Source organism: Streptomyces sp. NPDC040545, from assembly GCF_055595065.1.
The window spans coordinates 129,619-154,653 of the sequence record NZ_JBVIWA010000018.1; the positions used below are offsets into that span (position 1 = coordinate 129,619).

Below are 25,035 nucleotides of genomic sequence, written 5' to 3' on the forward strand. Positions count from 1 at the left end.
ACAATGGGGGCATGAGCGACCGCCCAGCCCCCCTCGCCGATCCGCACCTCCTCTTCGATCCTGCGGCCGGCCTCCGGGACATCGTCATCCTCGGGTCCACCGGGTCCATCGGGACCCAGGCCATCGACCTCGCCCTGCGCAACCCCGACCGGTTCAAGGTCACCGCGCTGTCCGCCGCCGGCGGGCGGGTGGAGCTGCTGGCCGAGCAGGCCCATCTGCTGCGGGTGAACGCCGTGGCCGTCGCCCGCGAGGACGTCGTACCGGCCCTGAAAGAGGCGCTGAGCGCCCGGTACGGGCCGTCCGAGCCGCTGCCCGAGGTCCTGGCGGGTCCGGACGCCGCGGCAGAACTCGCCGCCTCCGAGTGCCACACCGTCCTCAACGGCATCACCGGTTCCATCGGCCTCGCGCCGACCCTCGCCGCACTGCGCGCGGGCCGGACCCTGGCCCTGGCCAACAAGGAGTCGCTGATCGTCGGCGGCCCGCTGGTCAAGGCCCTGGCGAAGCCCGGCCAGATCATCCCCGTGGACTCCGAGCACGCGGCGCTCTTCCAGGCGCTCGCCGCCGGCACCCGGGCCGACGTCCGCAAGCTCGTGGTGACCGCCTCAGGCGGGCCCTTCCGCGGCCGCACCCGCGCCGAGCTGGCGAGCGTGACCGTCCAGGACGCGCTCGCGCACCCCACCTGGGCCATGGGCCCGGTGATCACCGTGAACTCCGCGACCCTGGTCAACAAGGGGCTGGAGGTCATCGAGGCGCACCTGCTCTACGACATCCCCTTCGACCGCATCGAGGTCGTGGTCCATCCGCAGTCCTACGTGCACTCGATGGTGGAGTTCACCGACGGCTCCACGCTCGCCCAGGCCACCCCGCCGGACATGCGCGGCCCGATCGCGATCGGCCTCGGCTGGCCCGAGCGGATCCCCGACGCGGCCCCCGCCTTCGACTGGACCAAGGCCTCCACCTGGGAGTTCTTCCCGCTGGACACCGAGGCCTTCCCGTCGGTGGGCCTCGCCCGGCACGTGGGCACCCTCGGCGGCACCGCACCGGCCGTGTTCAACGCGGCCAACGAGGAGTGCGTGGAAGCATTCCTGGCAGGTCGGCTGCCGTTCACAGCAATCATGGATACGGTCTCTGCCGTGGTCGATGAGCACGGGACACCTGAGTCGGGAACCTCCCTGACGGTCCAGGACGTCCTTGAAGCGGAGGCCTGGGCCAGGGCCCGGGCGCGGGAGATGGCGGCACGGGCCGCCGTGGAGGCGCGCGCATGACACTACTGATGACGGTGCTCGGGGTCGTGGTCTTCGCGGTCGGCCTGCTGGTCTCCATCGCCTGGCACGAGCTGGGGCACCTCTCCACGGCCAAGATCTTCGGCATTCGCGTGCCGCAGTACATGGTGGGCTTCGGGCCGACCATCTGGTCGCGGAGGAAGGGCGAGACCGAGTACGGGATCAAGGCCATCCCGATGGGCGGATACATCCGCATGATCGGAATGTTCCCGCCCGGCGAGGACGGCAGGGTCACCGCCCGCTCCACCTCGCCGTTCCGGTCGATGATCGAGGACGCGCGCTCGGCCGCGTACGAGGAGCTCCAGCCCGGGGACGACAGCCGGCTCTTCTACACGCGCAAGCCGTGGAAGCGCGTGATCGTGATGTTCGCCGGGCCGTTCATGAACCTGATCCTGGCCGTGGCGATCTTCCTCACGACCCTGATGACCTTCGGGCTCAACACCCAGACCACCTCGGTCGCCACCGTCTCGGACTGCGTCGTCCAGCAGAGCGTGAAGCGCGACAAGTGCCTGCCCACCGACCCGCCCGCCCCCGCCAAGGCCGCCGGCCTGAAGGCGGGCGACAAGATCGTCGCCTTCAACGGCCGGCCGGTCGGCGACTGGTCCGCCCTGCAGAAGAACATCCGCGCCACCGTCGGCCCCGCCACGGTCACCGTGGAGCGGGCCGGGGAGCGCGTGGACCTCAAGGCGAACCTGATCGAGAACAAGGTCGCCAAGACGGACAGCAACGGCAGGTACGTCAAGGACGAGTACGTCACCGCGGGCTTCCTCGGCTTCGCCCCCGCCTCCGGCTACGTCCCGCAGTCCTTCGGCCAGTCCGTCGACCGCATGGGCGAGATGATGGAGGCCGGCGTCCAGTCGCTGGTCCAGCTCCCGACCAAGGTCCCCGACCTGTGGAACGCGGCCTTCAACGGGGCCGAGCGCAAGCAGGACAGCCCGATGGGCGTCGTCGGCGCGGCGCGGGTCAGCGGTGAGATCTTCACCCTCGACATCCCCGCCCAGCACCAGCTGGTCTTCTTCCTCAACCTGCTGGCCGGCTTCAACCTCTCGCTGTTCCTGTTCAACATGCTGCCGCTGCTCCCGCTCGACGGCGGGCACATCGCCGGCGCCCTGTGGGAATCCTTCCGGCGCACCGTCGCCCGGATCTTCCGGCGTCCCGACCCCGGCCCGTTCGACGTGGCGAAGCTGATGCCCGTCGCGTACGTGGTCGCGGGCCTGTTCATCTGCTTCACCCTGCTGGTGATGGTCGCGGACGTGGTCAACCCGATCAAGATCACCTAGTTTGCGGGGGCTCTGCCCCAGCACCACGGGAGCCGGGCACGGATCGTGCCCGGCTCCCTACGTTCGGGTGGCGTACCCCTCGGATGCACGGGGCGCGCCTTGGTTGGCGTAATCTCGAAGCCTGGAGCCCGCCGATCTCGGGACCTTGATCCACACCTTGGGGTTGCACAGCAGATGACTGCCATCTCTCTCGGAATGCCGGCCGTGCCGACGAAGCTTGCCGACCGCAGGGTCAGCCGCAAGATCCAGGTCGGCAAGGTGGCCGTCGGCGGCGACGCACAGATCTCCGTGCAGTCGATGACCACCACCAGGACCTCCGACATCGGGGCGACGCTCCAGCAGATCGCCGAGCTCACCGCCTCCGGCTGCGACATCGTCCGCGTGGCGTGCCCGACGCAGGACGACGCCGACGCGCTCGCCGTGATCGCCAAGAAGTCTCAGATCCCGGTCATCGCCGACATCCACTTCCAGCCGAAGTACGTGTTCGCCGCGATCGACGCCGGCTGCGCCGCGGTCCGCGTGAACCCGGGCAACATCAAGCAGTTCGACGACAAGGTCAAGGAGATCGCGAAGGCCGCGAACGAGACGCGCACGCCGATCCGCATCGGTGTGAACGCCGGCTCCCTCGACGCCCGACTGCTGAAGAAGTACGGCAAGGCCACCCCCGAGGCGCTGGTCGAGTCCGCGCTGTGGGAGGCCTCCCTCTTCGAGGAGCACGGCTTCGGCGACATCAAGATCTCGGTCAAGCACAACGACCCGGTCGTCATGGTCAACGCCTACCGCCAGCTCGCCGCCGCCTGCGACTACCCGCTGCACCTGGGCGTCACCGAGGCCGGCCCCGCTTTCCAGGGCACCATCAAGTCCGCCGTCGCCTTCGGCGCCCTGCTCTCCGAGGGCATCGGCGACACCATCCGCGTCTCCCTCTCCGCCCCGCCGGCGGAGGAGGTCAAGGTCGGCATCCAGATCCTGGAGTCGCTGAACCTCAAGCCGCGCCGCCTGGAGATCGTCTCCTGCCCGTCCTGCGGCCGCGCCCAGGTCGACGTCTACAAGCTGGCCGAGGAGGTCACGGCGGGCCTGGAGGGCATGGAGGTCCCGCTGCGCGTCGCGGTCATGGGCTGCGTCGTCAACGGCCCGGGCGAGGCCCGTGAGGCCGACCTCGGCGTCGCCTCCGGCAACGGAAAGGGCCAGATCTTCGTGAAGGGCGAGGTCATCAAGACCGTCCCCGAGTCGAAGATCGTGGAGACCCTCATCGAAGAAGCCATGAAGATCGCGGCGCAGATGGAGGCCGACGGCGTGATGAGCGGCGAGCCCACCGTCGCCATCGGCGTCTGATCCGCAGGGCCCGGCTCGGGCCCCGTCGTCAGTGGCCCCGGCACGTTCCCGCAGTTCGGGGGCGGTCCGGGGCTCTTTCGTGACCTCGGACGCGGCATCCCCGGGCCCCGCCGGGTACAGTGCGGAGATCAGCAGACTTGCATGGTGAGGCCCCAGTGTTGACGCAGACCACCACCCGGGTCCTTGAGCCCAGTGATCTCGACGCCGCGATGGACATCCTCGGACGCGAGCCGGTCGAGAACGCCTTCGTCACCTCCCGGGTCCAGGTCGCCGGACTCGACCCCTGGCGCCTGGGCGGCGAGATGTGGGGCTGGTACGCCGACGGCGAGCTCCGCTCGCTCTGCTACGCGGGCGCCAACCTGGTCCCCGTCTGCGCCGGACCCGACGCCGTACGCGCCTTCGCCGACCGGGCCCGCCGCACCGGCCGCCGCTGCTCCTCCATCGTCGGTCCCGCCGAGTCCACCCGGCTGCTGTGGCAGCTCCTGGAGCCCAGCTGGGGCCCGGCCCGCGAGGTCCGTTCCCACCAGCCGCTCATGGTCATCGAGCGCCCGTCCGCCACGGTCGAGGCCGACCCGCAGGTCCGCCGGATCCGCAAGGACGAGATGGACCTGATCATGCCCGCCTGCGTGGCCATGTTCACCGAGGAGGTCGGCATCTCGCCGATGGCCGGTGACGGCGGGCTGCTCTACCAGGCCCGCGTCGCCGAGCTCGTCGCCAGTGGCCGTTCCTTCGCCCGCGTCGACGACGGCAAGGTCGTCTTCAAGGCCGAGATCGGCGCCGCCACCGCCCGCGCCTGCCAGATCCAGGGCGTGTGGGTGGACCCCGACTTCCGGGGCCAGGGCCACTCGGAGACCGGGATGGCCGCCGTCGTCGAGTACGCGCTGCGCGACGTGGCCCCCGTGGTCAGCCTCTACGTGAACGACTTCAACACCGCCGCCCGGGCGGCCTACCGCCGCGTGGGCTTCCGCGAGGTCGGCGCGTTCATGAGCGTGCTCTTCTGACACCCGCTTCCGACACCCGGTCGCACCTGATCCGAACGGCGGGCCCACGGACCCCGGCTGCGGCATTCCGGCAGCCCGGTACCGCGAAGTAAGGTCGCCGCATGCTGCCTTCCGGAGTCCGAATCGGTCCCCTCGACCTCGCCGCCCGCGTGGACGAGGCCCTGCGCGTGCAGGCCGTCGCCTTCGGCCTCAGCGAGGAGGAGGTCGGCATCCGGCGCTACATCGTCCAGCGCCACATGACCTGCCGCGGCGCCCGCGCCCTCGGGGCGTTCGCCGAGGACGGAGCGCTCACCGGATTCGTGTACGGCATGCCGAACGACCGCACCCACTGGTGGTCCACCATCGTCGAGCCCTACCTGCGGGCCGGCGGGCACGAGGACTGGCTCGACGGCTCCTTCGTGATCACCGAGCTGCACGTCCACCCCGGCTTCCAGGGCCACGGCGTCGGCCGCGCCCTCATCACCGGCATCACCGACGACGCCGCCGAGCCCCGCTCGATCCTCTCCGCCATCGACACCGACAGCCCCGCCCGCGGCCTCTACCGGGCCCTCGGCTACACCGACCTCGCCCGCCAGGTCCACTTCCCGAGCGCGAGCCTGCCGTACGCCGTCATGGGCGCCACCCTGCCGCTGAGCAGGCCCTGAAACCGGTACCGCGGGCCGCCGGGCCCCCGGTAATCTCCCGACATGTCTACGCAACACGTGCAGCGCATGTCCCGCCTCATGGCCAAGACCCTCCGCGAGGACCCGGCCGACGCCGAAACCCTCAGCCACCGGCTCCTGGTCCGCGCCGGCTACGTCCGGCGCAGCTCCGCCGGGGTGTGGACCTGGCTGCCGCTCGGCAAGCGGGTCCTGGACAACGTCTCGCGCGTGGTCCGCGAGGAGATGGACGCGATCGGGGCCCAGGAGGTGCTGCTCCCGGCCCTGCTGCCGAAGGAGCCGTACGAGGTCAGCGGGCGCTGGTCGGAGTACGGAGACCTGCTGTTCCGGCTCAAGGACCGCAAGGGCGCGGACTACCTGCTCGGGCCGACGCACGAGGAGATCTTCACCCTCGTGGTGAAGGACCAGTGCACCTCCTACAAGGACCTGCCGGTCATGCTGTACCAGATCCAGACCAAGTACCGCGACGAGGCGCGGCCCCGGTCCGGGGTGCTGCGCGGGCGCGAGTTCCAGATGAAGGACTCGTACTCCTTCGACGTGTCGGACGAGGGCCTGGAGGAGTCCTACCGGCTCCACCGGGAGGCGTACGTCCGCATCTTCGAGCGGCTCGGCCTGGACCACCGGATCGTGTCGGCCGTGTCGGGCGCGATGGGCGGTTCGGCGTCGGAGGAGTTCCTGGCCCCCGCCGAGGCGGGCGAGGACACCTTCGTGGACTGCCCGTCCTGCGACTACGCGGCGAACACGGAGGCCGTGACCTTCGCCCTGGCTCCCGTGACCGCGGAGCACCCGGCGCTGGAGGAGGTGGACACTCCGGACACCCCGACGATCGAGACCCTGGCCGCGCACCTGGGCGTACCCGCCTCGGCGACGCTGAAGAACCTCCTGGTCAAGGTCGACGGCGAGATCACGGCCGTGGGCGTGCCGGGGGACCGGGAGGTGGACCTCGGCAAGCTGGGCGAGCACCTGGCCCCGGCGGTGGTGGAGTTGGTGACGGCAGAGGACTTCGCGGGCCGCCCGGACCTGGTACGCGGCTACGTGGGCCCGCAGGGCCTGGAGAAGGTCCGCTACCTGGCCGATCCCCGGGTCGCGCCCGGCACTTCGTGGGTCACGGGGGCCAACCGGGCGGACACGCACGCCCGGAACGTGGTCTGCGGGCGGGACTTCGAGGTCGACCGGTACCTGGACGTGGTCGTCGTGGAGCCGGGCGACCCCTGCCCGAACTGCGGGGCGGGGCTGAAGCTCGACCGGGCCATCGAGATCGGGCACATCTTCCAGCTCGGCCGCAAGTACGCGGACGCCTTCGGGCTGGACGTGCTCGGCCGCGAGGGCAAGCCGGTCCGGGTCACGATGGGTTCGTACGGCATCGGCGTCTCGCGTGCGGTGGCGGCGCTGGCCGAGCAGACGGCGGACGAGCGCGGCCTGTGCTGGCCCGCGGCGGTGGCCCCGGCCGACGTCCACGTGGTGGCGGCGGGCAAGGCGGTGCCGCTCGCGCTGGCGGAGGAGGCGGCGACGGCCCTGGCCGCGGCGGGCCGTCGGGTGCTGCTGGACGACCGCCCCGGACTGTCGCCCGGCGTGAAGCTCACGGACGCGGAACTGATCGGCGTCCCGTGGATCCTGGTGGCGGGCCGCCGGTCCGCCGACGGGGTGGTCGAACTCCAGCACCGCGCGTCGGGCACCCGCGAGGAACTCCCCCTGACGGAAGCCCTGTCCCGCCTGACGTCGTAGCGCCGACTGCGGCCCGGACCCCGCGCCTCAGCGCACTCTTCAGCCCCGTCGGTGTGTGAGGCGCGGGTCCGGTCAGCGCCCGGCAAACGGGTAAAGGGCGGGGCGGGGAGAGGGCTCCGCGCAGCGGCTACTCGCGCAGCCCCTCCCGCTCCTCCTCCGGCGGGGGCGCGTCGAGCATCAGCCCGTCCACCGGCCCACCGAGCGCGTCCGGCGCCGGAGCTCCGTCGAGCGCGTCCGGAGCCGGGGCTGCGTCGACCTCGGCCGGCCCGGGGCCTTCGGAAGCCGGGCCAGCCGGGGCCGGTTCCTCCCGCGCGGAAGCCGCCGCGGGCGCAGGGGCCGAGCGCTCGAGGAAGCGCAGCAGCTCCACCGGGAACGGCAGCACCAGCGTGGAGTTCTTCTCGGCGGCGACCGCCACGATCGTGTGGAGCAGACGCAGCTGCAACGCCGCCGGCTGGTCCGACATGACCTCCGCCGCCTCGGCGAGCTTGTGCGAGGCCTGCAGCTCCGCGTCCGCGTTGATCACGCGCGCCCGGCGCTCGCGGTCCGCCTCCGCCTGCCGGGCCATCGACCGTTTCATCGTCTCCGGCAGCGAGACGTCCTTGATCTCGACCCGGTCGATCTGCACGCCCCAGCCCACCGCCGGGCTGTCGATCATCAGCTCCAGGCCCTGGTTGAGCATCTCCCGGTTCGACAGCAGATCGTCCAGGTCGGACTTCCCGATGATCGACCTGAGGGAGGTCTGCGCCATCTGCGAGACGGCGAAACGGTAGTCCTCCACCGCCACGATCGCGCTCGCCGGGTCGACGACCTTGAAGTACACGACCGCGTCCACCCGCACCGTGACGTTGTCCCGGGTGATGCCCTCCTGGGCGGGCACCGGCAGCGTCACGATCTGCATGTTCACCTTACGGAGCCGCTCCACGAAGGGCACGATCGTCGTGAAGCCGGGCCCGCGGACCTGCTCGCGCAGCCTGCCGAAGCGGAAGACCAGGCCCCGCTCGTACTGCTTCACCACCCGGGCCGCTGCGCCCACGTAGACCGCGACGCCCACACCCGTGGCGATGGCCGCTGTCAGCAGTTCTTCGACCATGACGGCCCCCTGCCGGACATATCCCTCTAACTACGGTATGCCCCTACAGCCAGGCGGCGAACTCCAGCAGCAGCTCCGCGTCCCGGCGGCGCCCGGCGGCCAGTGCGCGGTTGCCCGACTCCACCGCCCGGAACAGGGTCCAGCCCCGCAGCCGCTCCCGGTCCACCTCCAGCGCGTCCGCCAGCTTGTTCACCCGGCGCCGGGCCCCCGCCGCCCCCGCCGAGGACGCCACCTGGTCCTCCAGCCGGTCCCGGACCAGCCGCGCCAGGTCGTACGCCCGCTCGCCGACCAGCGGATCGGGGCCCACCGTCAGCCACGGAGCCCGTTCGCCCGCCAGCACCTTGCCCTGCCGGAAGTTCCCGTGCAGCAGCAGTTCCTCCGGCGGGGCCGCCACCAGCTCCGCCCGCATCGCCAGCGCGGCGTCCGCCAGGGCCCGGGTCTCGGCCGGGGCCGCCCGCAGGGCCTCCGACTGCCACGCGGTGCGCTCCGCCACCGACTCCCAGCCGTGCCCGGCCGGCGGCGCGACCCACAGCCTGCGCAGCGTGCCGCTCGCCTCCAGCAGGGCCTTGGCCTCCGGCAGCGAGCGCAGCGACACCTCCGGGTGCAGCCGCTCCAGCAGCAGCGCCCCGTCGTCGTCGTGATGCCGCGTGTCGAGGACCCGTACGGCTCCGAAACCGCCCCAGTGGGCCAGCGCGGCCAGCTCGCGGTCGGGCCGGGCGTGCGGGGGCGCCAGTTTCAGTGCGGCCGGGGTCCCGTCGGCGTACGTGACGAGGACCACCAGGCTGCTGCGGCCGCCCGGGGCCTGCACGCGCCGGGCCTGCACCCCGCGCCGGGACAGCGCGGCCTCGGTGAGCCGGGGCAACTGCCCCAGCCAGTCCGTGTCCTGCGCCGTCTCCGGCATCTCGCCGAGCGCCCGTACAAGCCGCTGCGGCGGTTCGAAAGCCATGCGTGCGTGGTCCCTTTCAGCTGTGCTGGGCCCGTTGCGCCTCGTCAGCGCGTTCCGTGAGCCCAGGGAAGGCTACGCCGACACCACGCCAGCGTGCCGCGCGCACTGCCGCCGCGCTCAGCGCGTCGGCCGCCTCGCGGCGCAGCGGACCCTCCGCCGCGCGCACCAGGTCGGAGTACGCGCCGGCCACCCGGTCCTCGATCTCGGCGGCCAGCCGCTCGGCGTCGGCCGTGGTGCGCACCTCGAACGGCAGGGTGTACGCGGCCTCCGCGGGCCGCGGCGCGCCGCCCAGCTCCCGTACGGTCCGGGCGAGCGCGTCGCGCCGCGCGAGGTGGCCGCCGTACGCCTCCCGGGCCTGCTTGGCGCGGTCGCCGGCGGACCGGGCGCCGATCACCCCGTAGCCGTACGCGGCCGCGTGCTCGGCCGCGAGCGCGGCCTGGGCGGCCTCCAGGGCCCGGCCGGCGGGCGAGGGTTCGGGCTTCACGAGGTGGCTCCGGGGTTCGAGGTCAGCAGGTACGCGTGTACGGCGCCGCAGGCGGCCACCGAGGCCAGCAGCCGGGCCAGCTCCCCGGGGGCCCCGGCCAGGTCGATGGTCCGGGATTCGGACAGGCTCCGCTCGGCGTCCGCGAGTGCGGTCAGGGCCTCGGCGGGTGCCGCAGGCACGGGCTCGCCGCTCGCCGCGGGCGCGGCGGCACCCGTACCGCCGGACCGGGACGGGGAGGGGGACGGCGGGGCCGAAGGGGTGAGGGACAAGGCCGCGGTGTGGGCGGCGACGGCGGCGCGCAGCGGAGCGAGCCGCGCGGACAGGGCCGGATGGGCGGCCGCCGTGGCGTCGTAACGTTCCAGCAGTCGCGTACTGTCACGGACGGCGCTCTCCCGCATCCGCCGTTCGAGTGGAATCGTGAGGGCGGCGTCTGTCGCGCGGCCGACCGAGCACCCGGTCAGCAGCGCGGCGCCGGCCGCACCGGCGAGCAGGCTCCTGCGCGAGGGTCTCGAAGGCAGAGTCCAGGGCACGGCGACGTCCTTTGGGTGATGACGGGGCTGATGGCGGGGCAGGGTGTGATCACGGTACCCGGGGCCCTGTCCACAGGGAGGACGGCAACACCCTCCGACACCGGATACCCTTTGACCTGACACACGACGGAAATCACAACAGCACACGCGGCCGAGGAGTCACCCGGATGAGCACCACCCAGAGCGACAGGCTGCGCGGACTGCTGGAGCCGCTCGTCGCCGCCAAGGGCCTGGACCTCGAAGAGATCGAGATGTCGCGGGCGGGCAAGCGCCGGATGCTGCGGATCATCGTGGACTCCGACGAGGGCGTGGAGCTGGACGCGTGTGCCGAGCTGAGTCGCGAGGTCTCCGACAAGCTCGACGAAACCGATGTGATGGGTGAGGACGAGTACGTCCTCGAAGTCAGCTCGCCGGGCGCCGACCGCCCGCTGACCGAGCACCGTCACTACGTACGGGCCATCGGCCGCCTCGTGAAGTTCCAGCTGGCCGAGGGCGGGGAACTGATCGCCCGCATCCTCGAAGCCGACGACGAGGGCCTGGACCTCGAAGTACCGGGCGTGAAGGGCCGCAAGGCGACCGCCCGGCGCATCGCATTCACCGACATCGCCAAGGCGCGTGTCGAGATCGAGTTCAACCGCAAGGACAAGAAGGAAGAGGAGGCGTAGCCGTGGACATCGACATGAGTGCCCTGCGGGGTCTGGTCCGGGAGAAGGAGATCTCCTTCGACCTGCTCGTCGAAGCGATCGAGTCGGCCCTCCTCATCGCGTACCACCGGACCGAGGGGAGCTTCCGCCGCGCTCGCGTCGTGCTGGACCGCACCAACGGTCACGTGGTCGTGTGGGCGACGGAAGACCCGAGGGATCTCGAAGAGGGCCAGGAGCCCAAGGAGTTCGACGACACCCCGTCGGACTTCGGCCGGATCGCCGCGACGACCGCCAAGCAGGTGATCCTGCAGCGTCTGCGCGACGCCGAGGACGACCTGACCTTCGGCGAGTTCGCCGGCCGTGAGGGCGACGTCATCACCGGCGTCGTCCAGCAGGGCAAGGACCCCAAGAACGTCCTCGTCGACATCGGCAAGCTGGAGGCCATCCTGCCGGTGCAGGAGCAGGTCCCCGGCGAGGAGTACACGCACGGTCTGCGCCTGAAGGCGTACGTCGTGCGGGTGGCGAAGGGTGTCCGCGGTCCGTCCGTGACCCTCTCGCGCACCCACCCCAACCTCGTGAAGAAGCTCTTCTCGCTGGAGGTCCCGGAGATCGCCGACGGCAGCGTCGAGATCTCGGCGATCGCCCGTGAGGCCGGTCACCGCACCAAGATCGCCGTCCGGTCCACCCGTTCGGGCCTGAACCCCAAGGGCGCCTGCATCGGCCCGATGGGCAGCCGCGTGCGCAACGTGATGGCCGAACTGCACGGCGAGAAGATCGACATCGTCGACTGGTCGGACGACCCGGCGGAGATGGTCGCGAACGCGCTGTCACCCGCCCGGGTGAGCAAGGTCGAGGTCGTCGACTGGGACTCCCGGTCCGCGCGGGTGACCGTGCCGGACTACCAGCTGTCGCTGGCCATCGGCAAGGAGGGCCAGAACGCCCGCCTCGCCGCGCGGCTCACCGGCTGGCGCATCGACATCCGTCCCGACACCGAGGCGTCCCCGGACGCCGACCGGGACCGGGGCGGGGAATAAACCGCTACCGTCCGGGCTTCCCCGGACGGTAGACAGGGCGCACGACCGCTGCTCCGGCAGCGGATATCAAGACAACACGACAGCCGTTCGATCTTTCCCCCGCGACTTGCAGGGAGAGAGGTCGGTGCGGGGAGGTAGACTTAGGCGTGTCTGGCCGGACGCAAGCCCGCGCATGCCCCGAACGCACCTGTGTGGGGTGCCGGGAGCGAGCGGCCAAGAACGATCTGCTGCGCGTCGTGGCGGACGGGGACGCATGCGTTCCTGATCCACGCGGTACGCGGCCAGGACGGGGTGCTTATGTGCACCCCGCCGTGGTCTGCCTCGACCAGGCGATCCGCCGCCGTGCGTTCCCCCGGGCCCTTCGGTCCGCCGGAGCGCTCGACACGGAGAACCTGCGCAAAACCGTGGCCGGTGAGGCCGGGCACACCGTAAAGAAGTAGTACGGCACGGATACCCCGTGCGGTCAGGTACCTCGCGAGTTGGAAGTAGGTCGAGATTGCGATGAGCACTCGATGAGTACGCGATGAGTACGCCCATGAAGTAGCGACGGTCCGGCGTAACCCGGACCTAAAAGGAGCGAAGTGGCTAAGGTCCGGGTATACGAACTCGCCAAGGAGTTCGGAGTTGAGAGCAAGGTCGTCATGGCCAAGCTCCAGGAACTCGGTGAGTTCGTCCGTTCGGCGTCCTCGACGATCGAGGCGCCGGTTGTACGCAAGTTGACCGACGCGCTGCAGGGCCCCGGCGGCAACGCCGGCAAGTCCGCCGCGAAGCCGGGTGCGCCCCGCAAGGCCGCGCCCGCCAAGCCCGGGGTCCCGACCCCGGGTGCCGCTGCACGTCCCGCTGCGCCGAAGCCCGGCGCACCGGCCCCCAAGCCGGTCGTCGCGGAGGCTCCGGCCGCCGCAGCGCCCGCCCCGGTGACTCCGGCCGCCTCCGGCCCGCGTCCCGGCCCGAAGGCTCCGGCCGCCCCGAAGCCCGCTCCGGCGGCGCCCGTGGCGACCGAGTTCTCCGCGCCTCCGGCGGCCCCCGCCGCCCCGGCGCGCACCGAGCGTCCCGCCGCGGCTCCCGGCCCCCGTCCGGCGCAGCAGCGTCCGGCGCAGGGTCAGGGTGGCCAGGGCGGTGCCCGTCCCGGCGCCCCGCGCCCGGCCGGTGCCACTCCCGGTGCCCAGTCGCAGCGTCCCGCCGGAGCCCCGGGCTCCCAGGCGCCGCGTCCCCAGGGTGCCCGTCCGGCGGGTCCCCGTCCGGGCAACAACCCCTTCACCTCCGGCGGTTCCACCGGCATGGCGCGCCCCCAGGCGCCCCGTCCGGCCGGCGCGCCCCGTCCCGGTGCCCCCGGCGCCGGTGGCGGCCAGGGTGCTCCCCGCCCGCAGGGCGGTCCCGGCGGCGCTCCGCGTCCGCAGGGTCCCGGCGGCGCCCGTCCGACCCCGGGCGGCATGCCGCGTCCGCAGGGCGGCGCCCCGCGTCCCGGTGGTGCTCCCGGTGGTAACCGTCCGAACCCGGGCATGATGCCGCAGCGTCCCGCTGCCGGTGGTCCCGGTCCCCGTCCCGGCGGCGGCCCCGGTGGCCGTGGTCCCGGTGCGGGCGGCGCAGGCCGTCCCGGCGGTGCCGGTCGTCCCGCGGGCGGCGGCTTCGCCGGCCGTCCGGCCGGTCCGGGCTCGCGTCCCGGCGGCGGTGGCGGCTTCGGCGGCCCGCGTCCCGGTGGCGGCGGCTTCGGCGGCGGTCCGGCCGGTGCCGGTGGCGGCGGTCGTCCCGGCTTCGGTGGCCGTCCCGGCGGTCCCGGTGCCCGTGGTGGCACGCAGGGCGCCTTCGGCCGTCCCGGTGGTCCGGCCCGTCGTGGCCGCAAGTCCAAGCGTCAGAGGCGCCAGGAGTACGAGGCCATGCAGGCCCCGTCCGTCGGCGGCGTGATGCTGCCGCGCGGTGGCGGCGAGACCGTGCGCCTGTCGCGCGGTGCCTCCCTCACCGACTTCGCGGAGAAGATCAACGCCAACCCGGCGTCGCTCGTCGCCGTGATGATGAACCTCGGCGAGATGGTCACTGCCACGCAGTCCGTCTCCGACGAGACGCTCGAAATGCTGGCCGGCGAGATGAACTACGTCGTCCAGATCGTCAGCCCGGAGGAAGAGGACCGCGAGCTCCTCGAGGGCTTCGACATCGAGTTCGGCGAGGACGAGGGCGGCGAGGAATACCTCATGCCGCGTCCGCCGGTCGTGACCGTCATGGGTCACGTCGACCACGGTAAGACCCGACTGCTCGACGCCATCCGCAAGACGAACGTCGTTGCGGGCGAGGCCGGCGGCATCACGCAGCACATCGGTGCGTACCAGGTCTCCACCGAGGTCAACGACGAAGAGCGTCGCATCACCTTCATCGACACCCCGGGTCACGAGGCGTTCACCGCCATGCGTGCCCGTGGTGCGAAGTCGACCGACATCGCGATCCTCGTGGTCGCGGCCAACGACGGCGTCATGCCGCAGACGATCGAGGCGCTCAACCACGCCAAGGCCGCCGGCGTCCCGATCGTCGTCGCGGTCAACAAGATCGACGTCGAAGGTGCCGACCCGGTCAAGGTGCGCGGTCAGCTCACCGAGTTCGGTCTGGTCGCCGAGGAGTACGGCGGCGACACGATGTTCGTCGACATCTCCGCCAAGCAGGGTCTGCACATCGACTCCCTGCTCGAGGCCGTCGTCCTCACCGCCGACGCCTCGCTCGACCTCCGCGCCAACCCGGAGCAGGACGCTCAGGGTATTGCGATCGAGTCCCACCTCGACCGCGGCCGCGGTGCCGTTGCCACCGTCCTCGTCCAGCGCGGTACCCTCCGCGTCGGCGACACGATGGTCGTGGGCGACGCCTACGGCCGCGTGCGCGCCATGCTCGACGACAAGGGCAACAACGTCGAGGAAGCGGGTCCGTCGACCCCCGTCCTGGTCCTGGGTCTCACCAACGTCCCCGGCGCCGGCGACAACTTCCTCGTCGTGGACGAGGACCGTACGGCCCGCCAGATCGCCGAGAAGCGTGCTGCGCGTGAGCGCAACGCCAACTTCGCCAAGCGCGTCCGTCGTGTGTCCCTCGAGGACCTCGACTCCGTGCTCAAGGCCGGTCTGGTCCAGGAACTCAACCTCATCATCAAGGGCGACGCGTCCGGTGCGGTCGAGGCTCTCGAGTCCTCGCTGCTCCAGCTCGACGTCGGTGAAGAGGTCGACATCCGGGTCCTGCACCGCGGTGTGGGTGCGGTCACCGAGTCCGACATCTCGCTGGCGATGGGCTCCGACGCCATCGTCATCGGTTACAACGTCCGTGCGGCCGGCCGTGCCGCGCAGATGGCGGACCGCGAGGGCGTCGACGTTCGCTACTACTCGGTGATCTACCAGGCCATCGAGGAGATCGAGGCGGCCCTGAAGGGTCTCCTCAAGCCGGAGTACGAAGAGGTCGAGCTCGGTACGGCGGAGGTCCGCGAGATCTTCCGCTCGTCCAAGCTGGGCAACATCGCCGGTGTCCTCATCCGGTCCGGCGAGGTCAAGCGCAACACCAAGGCGCGGCTCCTGCGCGATGGCAAGGTCATCGCCGAGAACCTCACCATCTCCGGTCTGCGCCGCTTCAAGGACGACGTCACCGAGATCCGCGAGGGCTTCGAGGGTGGTATCAACCTCGGTTCCTTCAACGACATCAAGATCGACGACGTCATCGCGACGTACGAGATGCGCGAGAAGCCGCGCGCGTAAGCGCGAGGCACATCGCACCGTGTCGTAGCTCGTAACACCGGGGCCGGTCGGCGGAATATCCGTCGATCGGCCCCGGCCGTTGCGTGTACGGTTCTGGTGACCCTGCCGAGCGACGGCCGGCAGGCCACCGAACCCGCACCGGCGGGATATCCGGAACTGCATGTACGTGGGGACTCTGTCCTTCGATCTGCTCCTCGGCGACGTCCACTCGCTGAAGGAGAAACGCTCCGTGGTCCGGCCCATCGTGGCCGAGCTCCAACGCAAGTTCTCCGTGAGCGCGGCGGAAGTGGGCGACCAGGACCTGCACCGCAGGGCCCGGCTCGGAGTCGCTCTGGTGAGTGGGGACGCGGGGTTCCTCTCGGACGTGCTCGACCGCTGCGAGCGGCTGGTCGCGGCGCGTCCGGAAGTGGAGCTGCTGTCCGTACGACGGCGCCTCCACGGTGATGAAGACTGATAGCAAGACATAAGAAGGAGACGGACCAGTGGCCGACAATGCGCGGGCGAAGAAGCTGGCGGACCTCATCCGGGAGGTGGTGGCCGAGAAGCTGCAGCGCGGAGTCAAGGACCCCCGCCTCGGTACGCACGTGACCATCACGGACACCCGGGTCACCGGTGACCTGCGGGAGGCCACGGTCTTCTACACGGTCTACGGTGACGACGAGGACCGCGCCAGCGCGGCAGCGGGCCTGGAGAGCGCCAAGGGCGTGCTGCGCTCCGCGGTCGGCCGGGCGGCGGGCACCAAGTTCACGCCCACCCTGACCTTCGTGGCGGACGCCCTCCCGGAGAACGCCAAGACCATCGAGGACCTCCTCGAAAAGGCGCGGACCTCCGACGCCCAGGTGCGCGAGGTGTCCTCCGGCGCGCAGTACGCCGGCGACGCCGACCCGTACAAGAAGCCGGGCGACGACGAGGACGCAGCCGCCGAATGAGCAATGCAGGTCAGACTCCCCCAGCTACCGCTGGGAGGGGCCCCCGGGACGGCCTTGTCATCGTCGACAAGCCGTCCGGCTTCACTTCGCACGACGTGGTCGCCAAGATGCGCGGGATCGCCAAGACCCGCCGCGTCGGCCACGCGGGAACACTGGACCCGATGGCGACGGGCGTCCTCGTCCTCGGCGTCGAGAAGGCCACCAAGCTCCTCGGCCACCTCGCGCTCACCGAGAAGGAGTACCTCGGCACGATCCGTCTCGGCCAGAACACCCTGACGGACGACGCCGAAGGCGAGATCACCTCGTCCGCGGACGCCTCCGGGGTCACCCGGGAAGCCGTGGACGCGGGTATCGCCAAGCTCTCCGGCGAGATCATGCAGGTCCCGTCCAAGGTCAGCGCCATCAAGATCAAGGGCGTGCGCTCCTACAAGCGCGCCCGCGACGGCGAGGACTTCGAGATCCCGGCCCGCCCGGTCACGATCTCCTCCTTCCAGGTGTACGACATGCGCGAGGCGGAGGCCGAGGACGGTACGAAGGTCGTCGACCTCGTCGTCTCCGTCGTCTGCTCCAGCGGTACGTACATCCGCGCCCTCGCCCGTGACCTGGGCGCCGACCTCGGCGTCGGCGGGCACCTGACCGCGCTGCGCCGCACGCGGGTGGGCCCGTACAAGCTCGACAAGGCACGGACCCTGGACCAGCTCCAGGAGGAGCTGACCGTCATGCCCATCGGTGAGGCGGCCGCCGCGGCCTTCCCGCGCTGGGACCTGGACGCCCGGCGGGCGTCGCTGCTCGCCAACGGTGTGCGGATCGACATGCCGCAGGAGTACGAGGCCGGCCGCACGGTCGCGGTCTTCGGGCCGCAGGGGCAGCTGCTCGGGCTCGTCGAGAGCAAGAACGGGAAGGCGAAGTCCCTCGCGGTCTTCGTCTGACGATCGGGTGCCGACGTGGAGCGGTGAGCGCACATGGACTGCCGCTCACCGCTCCACGACCCCCCTCGGGTAGGTCTCTATCCACCCGGACCCCTGTATTCACCCCTCCGAGCAGGCGCTCGGAGTGAATGGAGGGAGCGTAAGGGGGCGCTTTCGCCTCGCGTGCTTTTCGTGCTGATCTTCACCTGCCTACCGTCGTGAGCACGGGGTGTTGCGGGGGAGCGGTGCGGGGAGTGGTGCGGCCATGGCGGAGCTCGTCAAGATCTGCGATCCCGCCGGGCGGACGCGCGGCAGCGGATTCGTCGCCGACGACCGCGGGACGGTGGTCACCAGCCACGAGGCCGTCGACGGGCTGACCCGGATGGTGCTGCATGCGCCGGGACCCGCCGGGCGGAGCTGCCCGGCCGGGGCGGCGGACGTGACCGCCCTGCCGGGGCTCGCGCTGGCGCTGGTACGGACCGACGGACTCGGGATGCGGCCGCTTCCGGTGGCGCCGCGCGAGGTGATCGACCCCGGGACCTACGTACGGCTGCCCGCGCGAGGATGGCGGCAGGCGCGGGTGCTGGGGGGCGCGGAGGTCAGCTACTCGGCGGCGGACCGGTCCCACGCCGTGCCGGCGGGAGTGGCCGTGGAGCTGGCGATCGGCACCGACGGCCGGGACGCGCTGCTGCTGGGCGGGGAGGCCTGCGGGGGTCCGGTCCTCGATGCCAGGACAGGATCGGTGCTCGCGGTGGTGGGCACCGCTCTGCGGGCGGAACACCGCTCGGGAGGCTTCGCGGTGGCCCTGCGGGCGGCGGCCGACGCCGATCCGCACGGCCCGCTGGCCGCACTGCTGGAGCGCAATGCCGCGACCGTGCCCGGCCACGGCGCCGACCTGAACCTCGCCGGGGCGCTGGAACTGGCCGCGGCCACGCTCGGAGCCTCCTTCTCCCCGGACTCCCCGGACGAACCGGAACCCGTGGAGCGCCCGGCCATCACCGCCGAACTGTCCGCCTTCACCACGGGCGACCGCCCGGTCCTCGGCCTCGTGGGCGACCCGGGCACGGGCCGCACCACGGCCCTGGCCGCCTTGGCCGTACGCCGCGCGCGGGGCGCCTGCCCGGCGCCGACCCTGTGGCTGCGCGGCGCGGACCTGCGTGCCACCGACACCTCCCTGGCCGACGCGGCGACCCGGGCCCTGACGGAGGCGGCCCGAATCGTCGACACGGCTTCCGCCGGGCCACGGAGCGGTTCCGACGGGGCCGGGTGTGTGTCGGGACGCTCCCCGCAGGGCGCCGAACGCACTGCCGCCGCGCCTTCCGACCCCTCGCCACGTTCGGCGCCCGAGGAGACGCCCCGGCGCGCGCCCGGCCCCGTCGGAACCCCGCCCGACCCACGGCGCAGCCAGCCGACGCCGGGACCGGTCGGAGGCGGCCCGGGCGAAGGGTGCAGTCGGCCGGAACCGGCCCGGGTGGAACCGGCCCGGTCGGAACCGGCCCGGTCGGAACCGGCCCCGGCGGAACGATCCCGGACGAGCGGCGCAGCCAACCGGCGGGAGCCGCAGCGCACCTCGCCCACGTGGTCGCCCGCGCCGGCCGGCGCCTGCTCGTCGTGCTGGACGCCCCGGAGGAGATGCCCCCGGAGCTCGCCCACCGGCTGGGCCCCTGGACCACCGCCACCGCCGGGTGGCTGCAGGCGACCGGGACCCGGCTGGTCGTCGCCGCCCGGCCCGAGTACTGGGAAGGGGCCGGCGCCCTCTACCCGCCCGAGGCGCTGCACACCCCGGCCCGCCCCGCCCGGCGGCTGCCGCCCGCCCTCCCGCTCGCGGACCTCGACGCCGCCGAGGCCGAGACCGCCAGGGCCCGCCTCGGCATCCCCGCCGACGCCGTCCGGGAGGCCGACGCGCGGCACCCGCTCACCCTGCACCTGCTCGCCGGGATCCGGGCCGCCGAGGTCACCGCCGGCCGCCCCGGCCGCGACGAGGTCTTCGCCGCGCACCTGGACCTGCTGTGCCTGCGCACCGCCGTCCGCATCGCCGCGGCCTGCGCCGACGCCGGGGGCGCCAGGGTGCACGGGCCCGGGGTCAGGCGGCTCGCGGCGCGCGTGGCCGGCCGGGTCCACGAGGCCGCGCGCCGCGTTCTGGGCCCCGGGCAGGGGCAGCTGGACCGGGCCTCCTTCGAGGAGCTGTTCCCCTGGCGCACCGGCTGGGCCTCCGCCGTGCTCACCGAGGGACTGCTGGTGCCCGCCGGGCCCGGCTACCGCTTGGCCCACGAGGAGCTGTCCGACTGGATCCAGGCCGGCCACCTGGACGTCCCCACGGCCCTCGGCCTGCTCGTCCACGGCCCCGCCGAGCCCGGGCTGCCCGTGCCCCGGCACCGGATCGGGCCCGTCCTGGAGGCCCTGCGCAGGCTCGCCCCCGACCGGCTGCGCGGCGAGCTCACCGGGCTGGTCCACCGGCTCAACCGCTTCACCGAGGAACCGGAGCGCGCCACCCCCGACAGCGCCTGGTGGGCCGCCCGGCTGCTGCGCGAAACCCTGCTCCGGGCCCCCGACGCCCGGCCCCACCTCCCCGTCCTGCACGCCCTCGCCGAGCACGTGGCCCGCGCCGGCCCGGGGGAGTTCGGCGGCTGGTTCTGGAACCGGCTCCGCCTGCCCGAGCCCGACCGCCTCGACCTGCTGCGCCGGCTGCTGCCCGCCGACCCCGCCGAGGCGGTCCCCGGCGACCGCTACCTCGATGCCGCGGCCCGCCGTCTCGCCCGGGACCCGCAGCGCGCACAGCCACTGCTCTGCGCCTGGTTCACCGACGGGCGCCGGCTGCGCGGCCGCCCCGGGGCCACCGTCGCCACCGCCGCGCAGGCCCTGCTGCACACCCACCGCAGCCTCGCCGTGGACGACCTCACCGAGGCGCTCGTCACCGCCGCGCACCCGCTCGCCGACGAGCTGCTCGCCGTACTCGCCGAGGAGGAGCCCTCCGCCCTGTGCCGGGCCGTCGACCGCTGGGCGCACGACGGACGGCCCGGGCGGCGGGTCGCGGCCGCCGCCTACGGGCTCGCCACCGCCCCGCACGTGCGCACCCCCGCCGACCGAGAGCTGCTGCGCTACGCCGCCCAGGCGCTGCTCGCCCGCCCCGCCGACGCCACCCTGCACGGCAGCGCCCTCGCGATCCTGCTCCGCGACCCTCAGGTGCGCGGCCGCTACCTGCCCGACGCCCTCGCCTGCTTCCGCGATCCCGAGTCCGGCTCCAGGCTGCCCGCGGCGGCGCTGGTCGCGGCCCTGCCCGTACTGCCCGACCCGGACGAGGTGTTCGCCGCCCTGCGCGCCCGGGCCGACGGGGAGGTGGTGCGTGCCCTGGCCGCGCTGACCACACCGGGGCTGGCCCGGCGCGCGGCCGAGCTCGTACGGGAGCACCTCGCGCGGAGCCCCGGTGACGCGCCGCACGCCGCCTTCTTCGTGGACCGGCGGCTCGACCAGGGACCGGCCGCCGCCTCGGTGGTACGGCCGATGGTCCTGGGCCTGCTGCGCGGCGCCCCGGCCGGGGTGCGGGCGGAGCTGGCCGCCGTACTGGCCGCACCGGGCGGGGCGGCCTCGTACCCGCTGCGGGGGGAGCTGGCCGACACCCTGCTGCGCGAGGAGGCCGATCCGGGCGTGCTCGACGCGTTCCTCGGGGCGCTCGCGGCGAAGGCCCCCGGGCGCGCGGAGGCCCGTACGCGGGAGCTGCTGCGGCGTACCGGGCGGCAGCTGCTGCGGGCCCCGGGCGGGGCGGCGGTCTTCGAACGGCGGACGGTGGAGCTGGCCCGGGCCGAACCGGGTTTCGGGGCGCTGGTGGCCCGCTGGCTGGCGACGGCGGAGGCGGAGGCGGCGGCCCTGCTCGGGCCGAGCGCCCGGCGGACGGTGGAGACCCTGAGCAGGGCGGCCGCGGATGTGACGTGACGGCAGACACGGGGGCGTACCCAGTCAGATGCCGATGCGGGGCCCCGGCCACCGGCATGGCAGTCTTAGACCTGCAATCGGCAATCAGTTCAAGGACCAACCGGGTTCGGGCGAGGAGCGGTCACAGTGCAGCGCTGGCGTGGCTTGGAGGACATCCCCCAGGACTGGGGACGCAGCGTCGTCACCATCGGCTCTTACGACGGCGTGCACCGGGGGCATCAGCTGATCATCGGACGGGCCGTGGCCACGGCGCGTGAGCTCGGCGTCCCCTCCGTGGTGGTCACCTTCGACCCACATCCGAGCGAGGTGGTCCGCCCCGGCAGCCACCCCCCGATCCTGGCCCCGTACGACCGGCGCGCCGAGCTGATGGCCGGGCTGGGCGTGGACGCGCTGCTGATCCTGCCGTTCACGGCGGAGTTCTCCCAGCTGTCCCCGGCCGACTTCATCGTGAAGGTCCTCGTCGACAAGCTGCACGCGCGCGCCGTCATCGAGGGCCCGAACTTCCGCTTCGGCCACCGGGCCGCGGGGAACGTCGACTTCCTGCGCGAGCTGGGCTCCACGTACGACTACCAGGTGGACGTCGTGGACCTGGTCGAGCGGGGCGAGGCGGCCGGCGGGGTGCCGTTCTCCTCGACGCTGGCACGCAGGCTGGTCTCGGAGGGCGACATGGACGGCGCGGCCGAGATCCTGGGGCGTCCGCACCGCGTCGAGGGCGTGGTGGTGCGCGGTGCGCAGCGCGGGCGCGAGCTCGGCTACCCGACGGCGAACGTCGAGACGCAGCCGCACACCGCGATCCCGGCCGACGGCGTCTACGCGGGCTGGCTGACGGCGGACGGCGAGCGGATGCCCGCGGCGATCTCGGTGGGGACGAACGTGCAGTTCGACGCGACCGAGCGGACCGTGGAGGCGTACGCGATCGACCGCGTGGGGCTGGACCTGTACGGGATGCACGTCGCCGTCGACTTCCTCGCCTACGTGCGGGGGATGGCGAAGTTCGAGTCGCTGGACGGGTTGCTGGAAGCGATCGCGGACGACGTGAAGCGGGCGCGGGTGCTGACGGACACGTACGACATGAAGCGCTGACGGAACGAAGCGGAAGGGCCCGTACCACCCCCGGGGTGGTACGGGCCCTTCGCTGTGCGGCCGGTCAGCCGAGGCGCGGGTCGCGCGGGGGCTGCTGGGGCTGGGGCGGCTGCTGCTGCGGCGCCTGGGGCTGCTGCCAGGGCTGGCCGGGCTGCGGGTACGGCTGGCCGTAGGGCTGGGGCTGTGGCGGCTGCTGGTACGGGGGCTGGCCCTGGGGCTGGCCGTACGGCTGCGGCTGCTGAGGGGGCTGCTGCCCGTAGGGCTGCTGAGGAGCCGGGTGCTGCTGCGGCGCACCCCAGTGTCCCTGCGGGGCCTGCTGCTGGGCCCGCAGGAAGTCTTCGGCCACGAGTGCGGAGAGGTTGAAGTACGCCTCGCGCGTCTTGGGCCGCATCATGTCGAGATCGACCTCGGCGCCGGCCGCGAGGTGCTCGTCGAACGGCACCACGACGACACCGCGGCAGCGGGTCTCGAAGTGCTGCACGATGTCCTCGATCTTGATCATCTTGCTGGTCTCGCGGACCCCCGAGATGACGGTGAGGGAGCGCGAGACGAGGTCGGCGTACCCGTGCGCGGAGAGCCAGTCGAGAGTGGTGCTGGCGCTGCTGGCGCCGTCCACGGACGGGGTCGAGATGATGATCAGCTGATCGGCCAGGTCCAGGACGCCGCGCATGGCGGAGTAGAGGAGGCCGGTGCCCGAGTCGGTGAGGATGATCGGGTACTGGCGGCCCAGCGTCTCTATGACGCGGCGGTAGTCCTCGTCGTTGAAGGTCGTGGAGACGGCCGGGTCCACGTCGTTGGCGATGATCTCCAGACCGGAGGGCGCCTGCGAGGTGAACCGGCGGATGTCCATGTACGAGTTCAGGTACGGGATCGCCTGGACCAGGTCCCGGATGGTGGCACCGGTCTCGCGGCGGACCCGGCGGCCGAGGGTACCGGCGTCGGGGTTCGCGTCGATGGCCAGGATCTTGTCCTGGCGCTCGGTGGCGAGGGTCGCACCGAGGGCGGTGGTGGTCGTGGTCTTGCCGACGCCGCCCTTGAGACTGATGACGGCGATGCGGTAGCAGGACATGACCGGGGTGCGGATCAGCTCCAGCTTGCGCTGGCGCTCCGCCTCGGCCGCCTTGCCGCCGAAGCGGAACCGGCCGCCGACGCCGTTGTTGTTGTTCTTGGGCTTCTGCTTGTTGCGCAGCAGGCGGTCGGACGACAGCTCGACGGCGGCGGTGTAGCCCAGCGGCGCCCCGCCGCCGGTCTGCCCGGCCGAGTAGCGCGGGTCGTGCGGCTGTGGCTGGTGCTGGTGCTGCGGGGGTTGCTGCTGCCCGGGCCCGGCCGACCACTGCCCGGCGGTGCGCGGGTCGTAGTGCTGAGGCTGGGGCGGCGCCGGAGTCGGCGGCGGGAACGGGTAGGCGTCCGGGGTCCCGAACGCGGGCGGCGGCGACGGCAGTTCGTCGACGGGTCCCCCGAACGGGGTCTCCACGACGGCCGGCGGCGCGTCCGCGGGGCCGACCGGCGCAGGCGCAGGCGCGGGCGCCGCTGCGGGCTGCTCGGCGGACGGCAGTACGGGCGTCCCCTCGGCGGGAGTGTCCTGCGGTCCGGCCCAGGGCGCGGGCGGAACCTCCGCCACCAGGTCGGCAGCCGGCTCCGTGACGGGGGCCGACGGCAGGGGCGGGTACGGCGTGACCGCGTCGACCGGCGGCAGGGCCGGGAACGGCGTCACGACGGGCGGGGTGCCGACGGGAGCCGGCTCCGGAACGACCTCCTCGGCCGCGGGCGCGGGTGCGGGTACGTCGGCGACCGGGGCCGGGGCTTCGAGCGCCGGCGGGGCCTCCTCGACGGGAACCGGAACCGGAGCCGGAGCCTCGACGGGAGCCGGAACCGGAGCCGGAGCCTCCACGGGAGCCGGAACCGGAACCGGAGCCGGAGCGGGGGCCGGAGGCTCGATCGGGGCGGGAACCGGAGCCGGGGTCGCGTACGGCAGAGCCGGCTCGACGGGCGCCGGAGCCGCCGGCTCGACGGCGGGAGCGGGAGCCGGGGCGGGGGCCGGTGCCGGGGTCGAGTACGGCAGGGCCGGAGCCTGGTACGCCGGTGCCGGGTCGGCCGGGGCCGCGGGAGCGGGCGGGAACGGAACAGGCAGGCCCGCGCCGTCGGACGGCGTCCGCGGAGCAGGCGGAGCGATCCGCATCGTCGAGGGCGATTCCAGCTCCGACGGACGGTGGGGCTCGAAGCCGCTGCCCTCGGGGAGTCCCGGTACCTGCGCGGCCGGGGCCCCGCCGCCCTGCATGTACCAGGCAGGCGGGGTGTAGTCGATGGTGAACTCGCCCGTCACCTCGGGCTCCGCGTCGGACTGATCGTCCGTCGGGACGTCCCACGTCCCGCCGCGCCTCTCGTTCCGATCGCCGCTCACTGGTCCTCCTGGTCTGTCGAACACCGGTCCGGCGCCCACCTCGCCGCGCCCGGACCCACC

The 25,035-nt window shown here is 72.9% G+C and carries 20 protein-coding genes and 1 pseudogene; 16 read left to right on the plus strand and 5 right to left on the minus strand.

Annotation, left to right across the window (positions count from 1 at the left end):
- Window positions 1-11 precede the first annotated feature (11 nt).
- From dxr to ACZ573_RS29280, 6 genes are all read left to right on the plus strand, one after another.
- Window positions 12-1,265: a 1-deoxy-D-xylulose-5-phosphate reductoisomerase gene (gene dxr, locus ACZ573_RS29255; RefSeq protein WP_471309628.1), complete on the plus strand. Its 1,254-nt coding sequence runs from the start codon at window positions 12-14 to the stop codon at window positions 1,263-1,265.
- Window positions 1,262-2,563, plus strand: a complete 1,302-nt coding sequence (locus ACZ573_RS29260; protein ID WP_471309631.1) for a M50 family metallopeptidase — start codon at window positions 1,262-1,264, stop codon at window positions 2,561-2,563. The genes dxr and ACZ573_RS29260 overlap by 4 nt, the downstream gene beginning before the upstream one ends.
- A 174-nt stretch (window positions 2,564-2,737) precedes the next feature.
- Window positions 2,738-3,895, plus strand: coding sequence for a flavodoxin-dependent (E)-4-hydroxy-3-methylbut-2-enyl-diphosphate synthase (gene ispG, locus ACZ573_RS29265; RefSeq protein ID WP_202199471.1), 1,158 nt, complete (start codon window positions 2,738-2,740; stop codon window positions 3,893-3,895).
- A 158-nt stretch (window positions 3,896-4,053) separates the two neighbouring features.
- On the plus strand, window positions 4,054-4,896 hold the full coding sequence (locus ACZ573_RS29270) for a GNAT family N-acetyltransferase (RefSeq protein ID WP_471309723.1): 843 nt from the start codon (window positions 4,054-4,056) through the stop codon (window positions 4,894-4,896).
- Between the two features lie 101 nt (window positions 4,897-4,997).
- A complete protein-coding gene (locus tag ACZ573_RS29275) occupies window positions 4,998-5,540 on the plus strand; it encodes a GNAT family N-acetyltransferase (RefSeq protein ID WP_390800846.1) in 543 nt (180 codons plus the stop codon).
- Between the two features lie 42 nt (window positions 5,541-5,582).
- Window positions 5,583-7,280: a proline--tRNA ligase gene (locus ACZ573_RS29280; RefSeq protein WP_471309637.1), complete on the plus strand. Its 1,698-nt coding sequence runs from the start codon at window positions 5,583-5,585 to the stop codon at window positions 7,278-7,280.
- A gap of 127 nt (window positions 7,281-7,407) precedes the next feature.
- Here the strand turns inward: ACZ573_RS29280 and ACZ573_RS29285 are convergent, their stop codons facing one another.
- Genes ACZ573_RS29285 through ACZ573_RS29300 form a run of 4 tightly spaced genes read right to left on the minus strand, consistent with a single transcriptional unit; the run spans window position 7,408 to window position 10,330 of the window.
- Window positions 7,408-8,370 (minus strand): slipin family protein, encoded by a 963-nt coding sequence (locus tag ACZ573_RS29285; protein WP_471309640.1) that lies wholly within the window; start codon window positions 8,368-8,370, stop codon window positions 7,408-7,410.
- Window positions 8,371-8,413: 43 nt separating this feature from the next.
- The gene (locus ACZ573_RS29290) at window positions 8,414-9,316 is read right to left on the minus strand and encodes an aminoglycoside phosphotransferase family protein (protein ID WP_471309644.1); all 903 of its coding nucleotides are present in this window, start codon (window positions 9,314-9,316) and stop codon (window positions 8,414-8,416) included.
- A gap of 16 nt (window positions 9,317-9,332) precedes the next feature.
- Entirely contained in the window at window positions 9,333-9,800 is a 468-nt protein-coding gene (locus ACZ573_RS29295; RefSeq protein WP_471309647.1) for a ferritin-like domain-containing protein, read from the minus strand.
- Complete coding sequence (locus ACZ573_RS29300) at window positions 9,797-10,330, minus strand: hypothetical protein (protein WP_471309650.1); 534 nt, start codon at window positions 10,328-10,330, stop codon at window positions 9,797-9,799. Before ACZ573_RS29300 ends, ACZ573_RS29295 begins: the two co-directional genes overlap by 4 nt.
- A 167-nt stretch (window positions 10,331-10,497) precedes the next feature.
- Between ACZ573_RS29300 and rimP the strand changes: the two genes are divergently transcribed.
- The 10 genes and pseudogenes from rimP to ACZ573_RS29350 all read left to right on the plus strand — a co-directional run bounded on the left by rimP (window position 10,498) and on the right by ACZ573_RS29350 (window position 22,574).
- Window positions 10,498-10,995 carry a ribosome maturation factor RimP gene (gene rimP / locus ACZ573_RS29305; protein WP_030718678.1) on the plus strand — a complete coding sequence of 166 codons (498 nt, stop codon included), beginning with the start codon at window positions 10,498-10,500 and terminating at the stop codon, window positions 10,993-10,995.
- 2 nt (window positions 10,996-10,997) lie between these two features.
- Window positions 10,998-12,008: a transcription termination factor NusA gene (gene nusA, locus ACZ573_RS29310; RefSeq protein ID WP_189745712.1), complete on the plus strand. Its 1,011-nt coding sequence runs from the start codon at window positions 10,998-11,000 to the stop codon at window positions 12,006-12,008.
- Between the two features lie 146 nt (window positions 12,009-12,154).
- Window positions 12,155-12,448 carry a YlxR family protein gene (locus tag ACZ573_RS29315; RefSeq protein ID WP_468114786.1) on the plus strand — a complete coding sequence of 98 codons (294 nt, stop codon included), beginning with the start codon at window positions 12,155-12,157 and terminating at the stop codon, window positions 12,446-12,448.
- A 141-nt stretch (window positions 12,449-12,589) separates the two neighbouring features.
- Window positions 12,590-15,724 (plus strand): translation initiation factor IF-2, encoded by a 3,135-nt coding sequence (infB, locus tag ACZ573_RS29320; protein WP_471309654.1) that lies wholly within the window; start codon window positions 12,590-12,592, stop codon window positions 15,722-15,724.
- Window positions 15,725-15,884: 160 nt separating this feature from the next.
- Window positions 15,885-16,178: a DUF503 domain-containing protein gene (locus tag ACZ573_RS29325; protein ID WP_030011580.1), complete on the plus strand. Its 294-nt coding sequence runs from the start codon at window positions 15,885-15,887 to the stop codon at window positions 16,176-16,178.
- Between the two features lie 28 nt (window positions 16,179-16,206).
- Window positions 16,207-16,653 (plus strand): 30S ribosome-binding factor RbfA, encoded by a 447-nt coding sequence (rbfA, locus tag ACZ573_RS29330; RefSeq protein WP_189745718.1) that lies wholly within the window; start codon window positions 16,207-16,209, stop codon window positions 16,651-16,653.
- Window positions 16,650-17,582: a tRNA pseudouridine(55) synthase TruB gene (gene truB, locus ACZ573_RS29335; protein ID WP_471309657.1), complete on the plus strand. Its 933-nt coding sequence runs from the start codon at window positions 16,650-16,652 to the stop codon at window positions 17,580-17,582. Before rbfA ends, truB begins: the two co-directional genes overlap by 4 nt.
- Before the next feature lie 244 nt (window positions 17,583-17,826).
- A pseudogene (locus ACZ573_RS29340) lies at window positions 17,827-18,792 on the plus strand (trypsin-like peptidase domain-containing protein); the annotation flags it as partial.
- 347 nt (window positions 18,793-19,139) lie between these two features.
- Entirely contained in the window at window positions 19,140-21,491 is a 2,352-nt protein-coding gene (locus ACZ573_RS29345; RefSeq protein WP_471309659.1) for a hypothetical protein, read from the plus strand.
- Between the two features lie 126 nt (window positions 21,492-21,617).
- Window positions 21,618-22,574: a bifunctional riboflavin kinase/FAD synthetase gene (locus ACZ573_RS29350; protein WP_471309665.1), complete on the plus strand. Its 957-nt coding sequence runs from the start codon at window positions 21,618-21,620 to the stop codon at window positions 22,572-22,574.
- A gap of 64 nt (window positions 22,575-22,638) precedes the next feature.
- Here ACZ573_RS29350 and ACZ573_RS29355 read toward each other — a convergent pair whose 3' ends face one another.
- Window positions 22,639-24,975, minus strand: a complete 2,337-nt coding sequence (locus ACZ573_RS29355; RefSeq protein WP_471309668.1) for an SCO5717 family growth-regulating ATPase — start codon at window positions 24,973-24,975, stop codon at window positions 22,639-22,641.
- Window positions 24,976-25,035: the final 60 nt, after the last annotated feature.